We start from the raw sequence: 13457 nt of genomic DNA on the forward strand, positions 1-13457 counted from the left end.
ATATGACTGCTATCTATAAGGACGCGGGACGTCCCGTGCACGAGCGCGTCGCTGATTTACTGGCATGCATGACCCCGGAAGAGAAGTTCGCCCAGATGCACGCCTACTGGCTGATCCTCGATGAAAACGGTAACCACCGGGAGCGCAGCGATTTGAGCGACGAATTCGCCGGCGTCAGCGAGCAGGCGGCGCTGAGCGAACGGCTAAAACTGGGCGTCGGGCAGATCACCCGTCCGCTCGGCACCCACATCGTTGACGCGAAAACCGGGGTGCGCGCGGCTAACCGCCTGCAGCGCATGATGATGGAAGAGACGCGTCTCGGCATTCCGGCGCTGTTCCACGAGGAGTGCCTGGTGGGGCTGCTGTGCAAAGACGCCACGCTGTTCCCGTCCTCGCTCAACTACGGCTCGACCTGGGACCCGGAGCTGGTGCAGCGCGCGGCAGAGCAGATCGGTAAAGAGGCGCGTTCCGTCGGCTGTCAGCAGGGGCTGGCCCCGGTGCTGGACGTTTCCCGCGACGTCCGGTGGGGGCGAACCGAAGAGACCTTCGGGGAAGATCCCTGGCTGGTGGGGGTGATGGCGACCGCCTACGTCAGAGGATTACAGGGTGATAAACGCGATCTGCTGGCGACCCTGAAACATTACGTTGGCCACTCGTTTAGCGAAGGGGCACGCAACCATGCGCCGGTGCACCTCGGGTTTAGCGAGCTGAACGATACCTTCCTGCTGCCGTTTGAAATGGCGGTGAAACTGGCCAATGCCGGGTCGGTGATGCCCGCCTACCACGATATCGACAATCAGCCGGGGCACAGCGACAGCTTCCTGCTGACCACCGTCCTGCGCGAACAGTGGGGCTTCGACGGAATTATTGTCGCGGATTACGGCGGCGTCAGCCTGCTGCACCAGCATCACGGTGTGTCCCACGATGCGGCCGAATCCGCCGCGCTGGCCTTTAACGCCGGGCTGGACGTCGAGCTGCCGAAAGATGACTGCGCACGCCATCTGGCGGACGCCGTTGAGCGCGGGCTGATCTCTATGGCCAAAGTGGATGAGATCGTGGCGCGCGTGCTGACGGAGAAATTCCGTCTGGGCCTGTTTGAAAACCCGTACGCAGATGAAAACGGTATCGATCTGCAAAATGATTTGACCCGACAGATCGCGCGAGAGGTGGCGACAAAATCGGTCACGCTGCTGGAAAACAACGGCATTTTACCGCTCGGCGGTAAGCCCCGCGTGGCGCTTGTGGGGCCGACGGCAGACGATCCGCTGGCGTTACTGAGCGGCTACAGCTTCCCGGTACATCTGATCATCAGCGATATGGTGGAAGAGACCTCGCAGGTCACCACCCCGCGCGCGGCGCTAGAGCAGTATCTCGGGGCATCGAACGTCCGCTATGCCAAAGGGTGTCACATCATCGAGAAACGGATGGCGGGTGCGCCGGTCTTCCCGGGCGATAGCGGCGGTAAGCCGATGCAGCAATCGCCGGTCTCGCACAGTACTGCATTGATCCCCGAGGCCGTGAACGCGGCGCAGGAGAGTGACGTGGTGGTGGCCTGCGTGGGCGATCTTGCCGGGCTGTTCCAGAGCGGAACCGTGGGGGAAGGTTCCGACACCGACTCCCTGAATCTGCCGGGCGTGCAGCAACAGCTGCTGGACGCGCTGGTGGCGACGGGCAAACCGGTGATTGTCGTGATGACCGGCGGCCGTCCGTACAACCTACAGGGGCTGGAGGATAAGATTGCAGCGCTGATCGTGGCGTGGGCGCCCGGGCAGGAAGGGGGCTGGGCGATCGCGGACGTGCTAACGGGACGCGCTGAGCCGCAGGGGCGTCTGGTGGTGAGCGTGCCGAAAAGCGCCGGGGCCATGCCGTATTACTACAATCACAAGCTCAAAAGCGGCGGCACGCCGTTTGCGTTCCACTTCGGTTCACGTTATCCGTTTGGCTTCGGCCTCGGCTGGACGACGTTTAGCTGGGGGGCTGCCCGCGTAGCTGAAACCAGCGCGCCGGTTGACGGCGAGGTGACGCTAAGCGTGGCTATCACCAATACCGGCGAGCGCAGCGGCAGCGAGGTGGTGCAGGTCTACGTGCGGGACAAGGTCGCCACCCAGGTGCGCCCGCTTCAGGAGCTTAAGGCCTTCCAGCGCGTCATGCTCTCGCCGGGCGAAACCGCCACGCTCACCTTCACGCTGCCGGTTGAGATGTTCAACTTCACCCGCCGTGACGGCAAGCGCATCGTTGAGCCGGGCGAGTTTGAACTGCAGATTGGCGCATCGTCGGCGGATATCCGCCAGGCGGTGACGGTCAATGTGACGGGGGAAACGCGGGTGCTGCCTGCTGAGTGGCGGATGCTTAGTACCTGTGAGGTTAAGCGCGCGTAGTCAGGATAAAAAAAAGCCCATCGTGGGAGATGGGCAAAGACTACACACAGCAATTCGTTGTTTCACTCAGGGGATTTCCATGCTTATAAATCAAGGTGTTGATTTATAACCGTGAGCTAATAGTAGGCATTGTAATTTTTAGCGTCGATCAGATTCGTCTCAATAGTTAAAGAGACGTAAAGATTTCTTGAGAATAATAGCGGACTTAATGCTGAAATGGCGGGTCTGACCAGTGTGCAACGAATAAATACTTTAGCAGTGTTAAAGTATTGTGCGGGATAATGTAGGCCGGGTAAGCGTAAGCGTCACCCGGCAACAAGGCTTAATGGGTATTCTTTTCTTCCAGCTCTTCCAGCTCGCTCAGAATCACGTCCGGGTCGGTTCCAGGCGGCGGCACTTCATGAACCCAGGCGGAGAACAGACGCCAGGTAACGGCAAGCAGCACCGGGCCAATGAACAGACCGATCATCCCGAAAGCAATTAACCCGCCGATAACCCCGGAGAGGATTAGGATCAGCGGCAGGTCCGCACCCATGCGGATGAGAATGGGGCGAATCACGTTATCCATGGTGCCAACCACGCAGCTCCAGACCAGCAGAACCGTTCCCCACGTGGTATCACCCGTCCAGTAAAGCCAGATAATGCTCGGAACCAGTACCAGCAGCGGCCCCAGTTGTGCAAGGCAGGTCATCAGCATGACTACGGTAAAGACGGTGGCGTACGGTACGCCGGAAATCGCCAGGCCGATACCGCCCAGCACCGCCTGCACCAGCGCCGTCACCACGACGCCCAGGGCGACCGCGCGCACGGCCTGCGCGGCCAGCAGCACCGCGGCGTCACCGCGTTTTCCCGCCAGGCGGGTGGCAAAGTGACGAACGCCTAAAGCCACCTGCTCACCGCGCCAGTAAAGCAGGGCGCTGAAGACCAGCATCAGGGTACAGTGCATCATAAAGCGGCCGATATGTGCGGCCTGACCGACAAACCAGGTGGTGGTGGTGCCAATATACGGACGCACTTTCGCCATCAGCGCGCTGCCGCCCATCTCCAGCAGGCTATGCCAGCCGCTGTAAAGTTTAGCGCCCACGACCGGAATGCTGTTCAGCCAGCCGAGGTCCGGCAGCGTCAGGTCGCCGCTTGTCACGGCGCGGATCACCGGGCCGCTGGAGTCGACAAGGCTGTTTACCAGCAACGCAATCGGAATAATAAACAGCAGGAACAGCAGGAGCGTCATGACCAGCACCGCTAACCCGCGGCGGCCGAACAGCAGCTTCTGCAAACGCAGCAGCAGAGGCCACGTGGCAACGACAACGGTCGCGGCCCATGCGAAGCCAAGAATAAAGGGTTGAACAATCCACAGACACGCAATAATCATGAGGGCCAGGAACAGCACCGACAGCAAAATTTGCGCAACATCCCTGGGCTGGCGAAGATTGACCATAAATGAAACTTTCCTTAAAAGAACGCCAGTACCACTGGCGGGAACGGAAAACCGCGTCTCTCTAATCATTAGCGATCGCAGCGGTTTTTGACAGGCGAATTCTGCCTGTAATTCAGCAGAGATTATAAGAAAAAAATGTGATAAAACTTTTAAGATACACGCAAACGATTCCCACAACTCTAATTAGGGTCGACAGTAATGATCCCACAGATTTCTCAGGCACCTGGCGTCGTTCAGCTGGTGCTTAATTTTTTGCAGGCACTGGAGCAACAGGGTTTTACAGGTGATACCGCCACGAACTATGCCGACAGGCTGACGATGGCAACCGATAACAGTATCTACCAGCTTCTTCCCGATGCGGTCGTTTTCCCTCGTTCCACGGCCGACGTGGCGCTTATCGCCCGGCTGGCAACGCAGGAGCGGTTTGCCTCTCTGGTCTTCACACCGCGCGGCGGTGGCACCGGAACCAACGGTCAGGCGCTGAACCAGGGCATCATTATTGATATGTCGCGCTATATGAACCGCATCATTGAGATCAACCCCGAAGAGGGATGGGTGCGGGTTGAGGCGGGCGTTATCAAAGATCAGCTTAACCAGTACCTCAAGCCTTACGGTTACTTTTTTGCCCCTGAACTCTCCACCAGCAACCGAGCAACCATCGGGGGGATGATCAACACCGATGCCTCCGGGCAGGGGTCGCTGGTCTACGGTAAAACCTCCGATCACGTGCTGGGCGTGCGGGCAGTATTGTTAGGCGGCGATATCCTTGATACCCAGCCGATGCCGGTCGAACTGGCGGAAACGCTGGGTAAAGATAACACCACCAGCGGGCGCATCTACCGCACCGTGCTGGAGCGCTGCCGTGACAACCGCCAGCTTATTCTCGACAAATTCCCCAAACTGAACCGCTTCTTAACGGGCTACGACCTGCGCCACGTGTTTAACGACGACCTGACGCAGTTTGATTTAACCCGCGTGCTAACCGGCTCCGAAGGAACGCTGGCGTTTATTACCGAGGCGCGGCTGGATATCACCCGCCTGCCGAAGGTGCGTCGCCTGGTGAACGTCAAATATGACTCCTTCGACTCCGCGCTGCGCAATGCGCCGTTTATGGTGGAAGCGCAGGCGCTGTCGGTGGAAACCGTCGACTCTAAGGTGCTGAATCTGGCGCGGGAAGATATCGTCTGGCACTCCGTGCGCGAGCTGATTACCGACGTGCCGGACAAAGAGATGCTTGGCCTCAACATCGTGGAATTTGCCGGTGATGACGCGGAGCTGATTGAAAGCCAGGTGACGACGCTCTGCCAGCGCCTGGATGAGCTGATTGCTCATGGCGAAGGCGGCGTGATTGGCTGGCAGCTTTGTCACGATCTGGCCGGTATCGAGCGTATTTACGCCATGCGTAAAAAAGCCGTGGGCCTGCTTGGCAATGCGAAAGGAGCGGCGAAGCCGATTCCCTTTGCCGAAGATACCTGCGTGCCGCCTGAGCATCTGGCGGATTATATCGTCGAGTTTCGCGCCCTGCTGGACAGCCACGGTCTGAGCTACGGCATGTTCGGCCACGTCGATGCCGGGGTGCTTCACGTGCGTCCGGCGCTGGACATGTGCGACCCGCAGCAGGAGATCCTGATGAAGCAGATCTCCGACGACGTCGTTGCCTTGACCGCCAAATACGGCGGTCTGCTGTGGGGGGAGCACGGGAAAGGGTTCCGCGCGGAATACAGCCCGGCGTTCTTCGGGGAGCAGCTTTACGCGGAGCTGCGCAAGGTTAAAGCGGCGTTCGACCCGGATAACCGCCTCAATCCGGGGAAAATCTGCCCGCCTGAAGGGGTGGACGCGCCGATGCTCCAGGTGGATGCCGTTAAGCGCGGTACGTATGACAGACAGATCCCGATTGCGGTGCGCTCGTCCTGGCGCGGCGCGATGGAGTGTAACGGCAACGGCCTGTGCTTTAACTTTGACGTGAAAAGCCCGATGTGCCCGTCAATGAAAATCACCAGCAACCGCATTCACTCGCCGAAAGGGCGTGCGACGCTGGTGCGAGAGTGGCTGCGTCTGCTGGCGGACCGCGGCGTCGATCCCCTGAAGCTGGAGCAGGAGCTGCCGGAAAAACGGGCCAGCCTGCGCTCGCTGATTGAGCGCACCCGCAACAGCTGGCATGCCAATAAGGGCGAGTATGATTTCTCCCATGAGGTGAAAGAGGCGATGTCCGGCTGTCTGGCCTGTAAAGCCTGCTCTACCCAGTGCCCGATTAAAATCGACGTGCCGGAATTCCGCTCGCGCTTCCTGCAGCTCTACCACACCCGCTATCTGCGCCCGGTGCGCGATCATCTGGTGGCGACGGTGGAAAGCTACGCGCCGCTGATGGCGCGCGCGCCGAAGACCTTTAACTTCTTTATCAATCAGCCGCTGGTGCGCAAGCTTTCCGAAAAGCATATCGGCATGGTCGATCTGCCGTTGCTGTCGGTGCCGTCGCTGCAGCGCCAGCTCGTCGGCCACCGCTCGGCGAACATGACCCTGGAACAGCTCGAAGCGCTTACTCCTGAGCAAAAAGCGAAGGTGGTTTTGGTGGTCCAGGATCCGTTCACCAGCTACTACGACGCGCAGGTGGTCGCTGACTTCATCCGCCTGGTTGAAAAACTGGGCTACCAGCCGGTAGTGCTGCCGTTCTCGCCAAACGGCAAGGCGCAGCACATTAAAGGCTTCCTGAACCGCTTTGCGAAAACGGCGCAAAAAACCGCTGATTTTCTCAACCGGATCGCCGAACTTGGGATGCCGATGGTCGGCGTCGATCCGGCGCTGGTGCTTTGCTATCGCGATGAATACAAGCAGACGCTGGGTGATAAGCGCGGCGATTTCCACGTCATGCTGGTGCACGAGTGGCTGCCGGCAGCCCTGGAAGAGAAGGCCATTCAGGAGGCTGGCGGTGAACCGTGGTATCTGTTCGGACACTGTACGGAAGTGACGGCGCTGCCCGGCGCCCCGGCGCAATGGGCGTCTATTTTTGCGCGTTTCGGCGCGAAGCTGGAGAGCGTCAGTGTGGGCTGTTGCGGCATGGCGGGCACCTACGGCCACGAGGTGAAAAACCACGCCAACTCGCTCGGCATCTATGAGCTGTCGTGGCATCAGGCGATGCAGCGATTGCCAAGAAACCGCTGCCTGGCGACGGGCTACTCCTGCCGCAGCCAGGTGAAACGGGTTGAGGGTAACGGCGTACGCCACCCATTACAGGCTTTACTGGAGATAATTGGATGATCTGGAAACGTGCCGTCACGCTGCAGGCGCTAAACGCCATGGGCGAGGGGAATATGGTGGGGCTGCTGGATATCCAGTTCACCCGCATTGGGGAAGACGATCTGGAGGCGACGATGCCTGTCGATAGTCGCACCCATCAACCGTTTGGCCTGTTGCACGGCGGGGCTTCCGTCGTGCTGGCGGAAACTCTGGGCTCCGTCGCGGGATATCTCTGCACCGAAGGCGAACAGAAGGTGGTCGGGCTTGAGGTGAATGCCAACCACATTCGCTCGGTGCGCAGCGGGCGCGTGCGCGGTATCTGCCGCGCGCTGCACGCTGGTAGCCGCCACCAGGTGTGGCAGATTGATATTCTCGACGAGCAGGATCGCCTGTGCTGCTCGTCGCGTCTGACGACGGCGGTCGTGTAAAGTTTTCAGATGAATTGCCTTTGGTCAAAAACTAGCCAGCGCGTTGTGATATACTGGCCAGGATTTGTACATAAGCGAGGACATCATGGATACTGAAATAACCCCAACACAGCTGGCAATTGAATATTTACGTCGCGATAAGAGCAACCTGTCTCCGGCGCAGTACCTGAAAAAGCTGAAACAGCTTGAGCTGGAGTTCACGGATCTGCTGGCGCTCTCTTCGAATGAACTGAAAGAAGAGATCTACTTTGCCTGGCGGTTGGGCGTTCACGTCCATTGAGTGAGTGTTGTTGAACAGGCCGCGAGTGCGGCCTTTTTTGTGCCTGGAATTCAGTATCGGGCGGGAAGCTTGTTGATCCTGATGAGTCGGCCTTCTTCTATTTCAATAAAGCCGCCGGTTTTTAAATCCGCCAGAATACGCATTACGCCGCTGCGGGAGAGCTGGGTTTTCTCCCGAATATACCTTTCCGCCGTTACGCTGCTGCGATAACTTTCATCTTCCTCCATCAGCTTTATGAGCTGCTGGCGAATCATCTCATACGCCGTCGGTGCGCCCTGCGGCATCACGTTGTTATAAAGCCGGCTATAGACAAACATCAGTTGTTTCGAGAGCAGCCCCCATAGCGCCTTTTCCTTGATAATCTCATTCACCCGTTCGGTGGTGAGTGTTCCTATCAGGCACGGGCTAACGGTCTTCAAGTAATCATTGAAATAGATATCTGTCAGATTAGCGAGACCGAAAAGGGCGGGGCTGCGGGCCGTGGAGAGCATCATGTCGTCGCTTCTTCTGTAGATAGCGACCGTCCCCTCAAGAATTAAATAGCACATTCCCTGACCGTTGATCTGAAGATCGAGCCGCTCACCGCGAGCGGTGCGTCGCGTTGTGCAATCAGGCAGTAAGTGAGAAATAAGCTCTTGTGCGTAGGGCGAGCCACGGTGAGACTTTTCTGGAAGGGACATGGTAGCCGGTAACCTTAAAAATAACCTGGCTAATTATAGCGTTTCTCGCCGGGACAGGCACGGTGGCAATCAATATTTGCGTGGCAGATGGTGAATTTCAAGCAGCACGCCGCGCTCCATGGTGATGTACTTGCCGGTCCGCAGTTCCGACAGAATACGCATAATTCCGCTACGTGAAAGATACGTCCGGCTTTTGATGTAGGCTGCCGCCGTTGTATTTTGCCGTACGGCGTCCGGCTCCTGCATCAGTTCAACAAGCTGAAAGCGGATGATATCGTAAGCGGACATTTGCGATATTTGTGCGCAATGTTCGTACACACGCGAGGCGGTATAAATAAGCAGCCTGGAGAAGTGTTCCCATAAATCGTGCTGCGACACAATTTGATTGAAACTCTCCAGCGACACGCGTGCGATCTCGGCGGTCTCCAGCGCCCGGACGTACAGGTGCTCAGAGGAAAACTGGCTGCTGACGCCCAGAATAAACGGCGCAGATTCAGAATTTAACACAATGCCGTCGCCGCGACGATGAAGCGCTACGCTGCCCTGAATAAGCAAAAAGCACTGTCGGACATCATCTTTATAATAATGCACCGTCTCCCCCCGGCTGATGATCATTCTGCTGGCCGCGGGCAACACGTGCTTAATCAGCGCGTCTATGTGGGCGAAAGGCTTTAAATCCAGAACGGAGAGCTGGTAATTATTCAGTGGGGTGGACAAGCGTGTATTCATTAAGATACCTCACATCGACTTCGTATGTGATCAAATTTTGATCTGCGCAAAGAATTATCTTAAAAATGAAGAGCTCAGGGAATATTCTGACGAGGTCTAAAAGTAGACCCTCTTATCCTTGAGGACTAACCTGCTGAATAAAAACAAAAAGCCGGCCGAGTCTAATAATAGACCTTCATTATAAAAGATGAGATTTTCCTGTAGTAGATGTTGATTTTTCGTTAAATCAGAGTCTACAGCTAGACCATCTAAAAGTTGTATTCATTAAAATGATTATATAAATTTTAACCAGTCAGTCAGGAAGGCCTTAAGCCATTCAGCGAAAAATAAAAGAACCCTTAGCGATTCTTTTATCGGTCTTCTGCTGCTTGAATTTCAATAATAAATAAAGTTATCCCGTGAACAGGAAAATGAACATTATGAAAAAGAGTATTATTTTAGCGATGGTTGCGACGGGTTCAGCCTTAATGATGGGCAATGTTCTCGCCGCCGCAGGAACCGTTAATTTTAATGGTAACATCCTGGATTCAGCCTGCGACGTGGCTGTTGCTTCTCAAAACCAGGTGGTCGTATTAGGCGATTATTATAAAACAGAATTCCCGACAACGGGTTCCAGAACGGCGGCAACGAAATTCGATATTATTCTGAAGAACTGCCCGGTTACGGTCACCAGTGCCAAAGTTCGTTTTGACGGTACGCCTGACCTGACCAACGCCGATCTGCTGGCGATTGATACCTCTGTCGCCGGGGCGGCAACGGGTGTCGCCATTAATTTGATGACCGCTGATAAAGCCGATCTGCCATTGCACGGCAGCAACGGCTACAACTATGTACTGAGCAGCACCGCAGACAATACGCTGAATTTCTATGCACAGTATATTTCAACGGCGGCATCGGTAACGGCGGGTCCTGCCAACTCCGTCGCTAACTTCTCCGTTGTTTACAACTAGTCATTAAGCAGAACAAGAGTCAGCTCCGCGAGGCGCTGCGCGGGGGCATAAACTGCCCCCTTGTTTTAAGAGGTCCAAAATGAATTTTATTAGCAAAACCCTGCTGAGTGCGGCGGTTATTACTGTATCTGTTTCGCATGCTTATGCCGGGGTTATTATTGGTGGTACCCGCGTAATTTTTGATGGCGGGAAAAAAGAGGCATCCATAAGTGTAAACAATGCGGATGACGCCCCTTATTTAATCCAGTCCTGGGTCGACATGCCAGAGGGTAATGCTAATAAAGCACCTTTTATCGTCACGCCACCTTTGTACAGACTGAACGGCAGCCAGCAAAATATTGAACGAATTTTACTCTCCGGCTCACTGCCGCAGGATAAAGAAAGCCTCTTCTGGTTAAATATTAAAGCGATACCTTCAGCGAGCAGACAGGAAAACTCGTTACAAATTGCCGTTAAAACACGTATTAAGCTTATTTATCGCCCGACAAGCCTGAAGGCGTCAACACCGGAAGAACAGGCGAATAAATTAACCTGGTCCCGGAGCGGAAACAACCTTCAGGTCACAAATCCTACACCGTATGTGATCAACTTTAATGAAATAAGCGTCGGCGGTAAAAGGCTGGAGGATGTTTCCTGGGTTGCACCTGGCGCAGTGGCAGCATTTCGCTTACCGCCAGGCGTTAATGGCAATCAGATCGTATTTAAAGTGATTAACGATTATGGCAGCCCGGGAATAATACATCAGGCCAGCTTTTAGTTCCTGAGAAAAGTGGCATCCGCAATATCGAGTCAGATTTATGATGATGGCAACAAGCAATATAAAAATGCAGCCCGCGCGTCTGGCAATGTGTATTGCCTTTGCGCTGGCGAATGCAGTCCCCGTGGTTAATGCCCGTGATTCCTTTAACGCCGAACTGGTGGAGCTGGATAATCCAGGAATGGCTAAAGCCGATTTATCTGCATTTGAATCAGGTTCGCAGGCACCTGGGAAATATCATGTTGACATCATCCTCGACGACCAGCTTATTGAGACCAGCGATATTGATTTTGTTGCCGGGAAAGATTGGCAGGAAAACGATAGCCTGCAGCCCTGCCTGAGCATGGATCAGCTAAAAAAATGGGGCGTTAAAACGGCGCTGTTCCCCAACCTGGTGGTTGAAAGCACCTCCTGCGTCAACCTCCAGGCAATTCCTCAAGCCACTGCGGATTTTCAGTTTGGCGCACAGCGGCTTGTTATCAGCATTCCCCAGGCCGCGATCGACCTGCCTGCGAGAGGGTATGTCCCGCCAGAACAGTGGGACGAGGGGATCGCCGCTGCGATGCTCAACTACAGCCTGAGCGGAGCCAACAGCTGGGCGAAACAGAGCGAGAGTAAAAACAGCAGCAGTCAGTATGCCAACTTACGTCCAGGCCTCAACGTTGGGCCATGGCGACTGCGCAACTACACCACCTGGTCGCGTGATGAGAACGGTCAGGACAAATGGGATACCGTCTACACCTATGCACAGCGGGCCATTATTCCGCTTAAGGCGGAGCTCACGCTGGGCGATAGCTCCGCGCCCGCCGACGTGTTCGACAGTATGCCGTTTCGCGGCGGACAGCTGGCTTCCGATGACGACATGCTCCCGGATTCGCTCAAAGGTTACGCACCCGTCGTGCGTGGGATTGCGCGTACGAATGCTCAGGTCATTGTTCGCCAGAATGGCTATCAGATTTACCAGACCTATGTCGCGCCCGGCGCCTTTGAAATTACCGATATGTATCCCACCGGCGGGGCAGGCGATCTGGACGTCACCATTAAGGAAGCTGACGGCAGCGAGCAGCATTTCACCCAGCCTTATGCCTCATTACCGGTTTTGCAGCGCGAAGGGCGCCTGAAGTATGCGGTGACCGGAGGGCAGTATCGTTCTTACAGCAGCAGCGTGGATAAGACCCCGTTTGGCCAAATCACGGGGATTTATGGTCTGCCATATGGCCTCACGCTCTATGGCGGGCTGCAGGAGTCGAGCAAATATCAGTCGATAGCCACCGGGATCGGGAAAAACATGGGGGATTTCGGCGCGATATCGGCGGACATGACCCAGGCCTGGTCAACCCCGCAGGGGGACGAAAAATCCAACGGGCAGTCCTGGCGTGCGCGTTACAGCAAGAACTTTGTCGGGACAGGTACCCAATTTTCGATTGCGGGCTACCGCTATTCGACCAGCGGTTACTACGGCATGCAGGAGATCCTTGATTCCTGGGGCGACAGCTCTGCGCTCCAGGACCGTCGTCGTAACCGTGCCGAGCTCACGATGAGCCAGACGTTGGGCAGCAATCTTGGCTCGCTGACGCTGAGCGCGGTCCGTGAAGATTACTGGAATTCGGGCAAAAGGATGGCGTCTTACAGCCTGGGTTACAACAACTACTGGCACAACATTAGCTACGGACTCACCTGGACTTACAGTAAAAACGGCAGCGCGGGTACATATGACGGCAATAAACGCGACGACAACGATCAGCTGCTGGCCTTTAACGTCAGCATTCCGCTTGAAAAATTCCTGCCGCAGACCTGGGCTAACTATAGCGTGAGCGCCAGCAAGAATAACGGCACCACGCAGAACATTGGTCTGAACGGCGTGGCGCTGGAAAACCATGGGCTGAACTGGAACGTGCAGCAAGGGTATGGGTCGGACGGCGTTGGCTATACGGGCAACATGAACGGGGATTACAGGGGCACGTACGGCGAAGTGACGGCGGGCTATAGCTACGACAAAAACAGCGAGCGTCTTAACTATGGTTTGCAGGGGGGCATTCTTGCTCACAGAGAAGGGATTACGCTTTCTCAGCCTCTGGGGGAGACCAATGTTCTGATTAGCGCACCGGGCGCGCATGACGTAGATATCCGTAATCAGCCGGGGGCAAAAACAGATTTCCGGGGATATACGGTGGTCAGTAACCTTTCCGCGTACCGTAAAAATGACATCACGCTTGCCCCGGAAAGTATGCCGGATGACGTTGAGCTGGATATTAATACCCGCACGGTAACGCCGACGCGCGGTGCGATCGTCCTGGCCGACTATAAGGCGAAAGTGGGAAGGCGGGCATTATTCACGTTAATGCATAACGGCCATTTTGTTCCTTTTGGTGCAATCGTGAGCCTGAAAGGCAGCGACAACAGCAGCTTTATTGTTGGCGACAAAGGGCAAGTCTATCTCACTGGCCTGGATTCGCAGGGGACAGTATTCGTTACGTGGGGAGTGGAAAGCGATCGGCAGTGCCGCGCGCCGTTCCGGCTTTCGCCGCAATCTTCGGCAGGCGGAATTACTGAAATTAACGTCACTTGTATTTAGGGTTTTTA

Annotated in this window: 10 protein-coding genes and 1 other RNA gene; 7 read left to right on the plus strand and 4 right to left on the minus strand. The window is 55.8% G+C overall.

Annotation, left to right across the window (positions count from 1 at the left end):
• Positions 1-2 precede the first annotated feature (2 nt).
• Positions 3-2378 (plus strand): glycoside hydrolase family 3 N-terminal domain-containing protein, encoded by a 2376-nt coding sequence (locus tag IB212_RS09470; RefSeq protein WP_041910409.1) that lies wholly within the window; start codon positions 3-5, stop codon positions 2376-2378.
• A gap of 5 nt (positions 2379-2383) precedes the next feature.
• On the opposite strand, the gene rprA is transcribed toward IB212_RS09470, so the two are convergent.
• Together rprA and ydiK are read right to left on the minus strand one after the other, a co-directional pair.
• Positions 2384-2491, minus strand: an RNA gene (rprA, locus tag IB212_RS09475) — antisense sRNA RprA.
• Between the two features lie 209 nt (positions 2492-2700).
• Positions 2701-3816, minus strand: coding sequence for an AI-2E family transporter YdiK (gene ydiK / locus IB212_RS09480; RefSeq protein WP_041910407.1), 1116 nt, complete (start codon positions 3814-3816; stop codon positions 2701-2703).
• 198 nt (positions 3817-4014) lie between these two features.
• Between ydiK and IB212_RS09485 the strand changes: the two genes are divergently transcribed.
• From IB212_RS09485 to IB212_RS09495, 3 genes are all read left to right on the plus strand, one after another.
• The gene (locus IB212_RS09485; RefSeq protein ID WP_041910405.1) at positions 4015-7071 is read left to right on the plus strand and encodes an FAD-binding and (Fe-S)-binding domain-containing protein; all 3057 of its coding nucleotides are present in this window, start codon (positions 4015-4017) and stop codon (positions 7069-7071) included.
• Positions 7068-7478 carry a 1,4-dihydroxy-2-naphthoyl-CoA hydrolase gene (menI, locus tag IB212_RS09490; protein ID WP_028012841.1) on the plus strand — a complete coding sequence of 137 codons (411 nt, stop codon included), beginning with the start codon at positions 7068-7070 and terminating at the stop codon, positions 7476-7478. The genes IB212_RS09485 and menI overlap by 4 nt, the downstream gene beginning before the upstream one ends.
• An 85-nt stretch (positions 7479-7563) precedes the next feature.
• Positions 7564-7758: a YdiH family protein gene (locus tag IB212_RS09495; RefSeq protein WP_003857766.1), complete on the plus strand. Its 195-nt coding sequence runs from the start codon at positions 7564-7566 to the stop codon at positions 7756-7758.
• 50 nt (positions 7759-7808) lie between these two features.
• Here IB212_RS09495 and IB212_RS09500 read toward each other — a convergent pair whose 3' ends face one another.
• Positions 7809-8438, minus strand: coding sequence for a helix-turn-helix domain-containing protein (locus tag IB212_RS09500; RefSeq protein ID WP_041910401.1), 630 nt, complete (start codon positions 8436-8438; stop codon positions 7809-7811).
• Between the two features lie 69 nt (positions 8439-8507).
• Positions 8508-9167: a helix-turn-helix domain-containing protein gene (locus tag IB212_RS09505; RefSeq protein ID WP_041910400.1), complete on the minus strand. Its 660-nt coding sequence runs from the start codon at positions 9165-9167 to the stop codon at positions 8508-8510.
• Between the two features lie 419 nt (positions 9168-9586).
• Here IB212_RS09505 and IB212_RS09510 point away from each other — a divergent pair, with 419 nt between their 5' ends.
• The 3 genes from IB212_RS09510 (at position 9587) to IB212_RS09520 (ending at position 13449) form a co-directional block, all read left to right on the plus strand.
• Positions 9587-10117, plus strand: coding sequence for a fimbrial protein (locus IB212_RS09510; protein ID WP_041912021.1), 531 nt, complete (start codon positions 9587-9589; stop codon positions 10115-10117).
• 79 nt (positions 10118-10196) lie between these two features.
• Positions 10197-10874: a molecular chaperone gene (locus IB212_RS09515; RefSeq protein ID WP_041910399.1), complete on the plus strand. Its 678-nt coding sequence runs from the start codon at positions 10197-10199 to the stop codon at positions 10872-10874.
• A gap of 46 nt (positions 10875-10920) precedes the next feature.
• Positions 10921-13449: a fimbria/pilus outer membrane usher protein gene (locus tag IB212_RS09520; RefSeq protein ID WP_188245668.1), complete on the plus strand. Its 2529-nt coding sequence runs from the start codon at positions 10921-10923 to the stop codon at positions 13447-13449.
• The last annotated feature ends 8 nt before the right edge of the window (positions 13450-13457 follow it).

This window comes from Enterobacter sp. E12 (assembly GCF_014596715.2).
In the GTDB taxonomy this organism is placed as follows: domain Bacteria; phylum Pseudomonadota; class Gammaproteobacteria; order Enterobacterales; family Enterobacteriaceae; genus Enterobacter; species Enterobacter bugandensis.

Excerpts from the sequence above, each read along its gene's own strand:
- IB212_RS09470 (WP_041910409.1), top strand. The coding sequence starts at position 3 with ATGACTGCTATCTATAAGGACGCGGGACGTCCCGTGCACGAGCGCGTC.
- ydiK (WP_041910407.1), bottom strand. The coding sequence starts at position 3,816 with ATGGTCAATCTTCGCCAGCCCAGGGATGTTGCGCAAATTTTGCTGTCG.
- IB212_RS09485 (WP_041910405.1), top strand. The coding sequence starts at position 4,015 with ATGATCCCACAGATTTCTCAGGCACCTGGCGTCGTTCAGCTGGTGCTT.
- menI (WP_028012841.1), top strand. The coding sequence starts at position 7,068 with ATGATCTGGAAACGTGCCGTCACGCTGCAGGCGCTAAACGCCATGGGC.
- IB212_RS09495 (WP_003857766.1), top strand. The coding sequence starts at position 7,564 with ATGGATACTGAAATAACCCCAACACAGCTGGCAATTGAATATTTACGT.
- IB212_RS09500 (WP_041910401.1), bottom strand. The coding sequence starts at position 8,438 with ATGTCCCTTCCAGAAAAGTCTCACCGTGGCTCGCCCTACGCACAAGAG.
- IB212_RS09505 (WP_041910400.1), bottom strand. The coding sequence starts at position 9,167 with ATGAATACACGCTTGTCCACCCCACTGAATAATTACCAGCTCTCCGTT.
- IB212_RS09510 (WP_041912021.1), top strand. The coding sequence starts at position 9,587 with ATGAAAAAGAGTATTATTTTAGCGATGGTTGCGACGGGTTCAGCCTTA.
- IB212_RS09515 (WP_041910399.1), top strand. The coding sequence starts at position 10,197 with ATGAATTTTATTAGCAAAACCCTGCTGAGTGCGGCGGTTATTACTGTA.
- IB212_RS09520 (WP_188245668.1), top strand. The coding sequence starts at position 10,921 with ATGGCAACAAGCAATATAAAAATGCAGCCCGCGCGTCTGGCAATGTGT.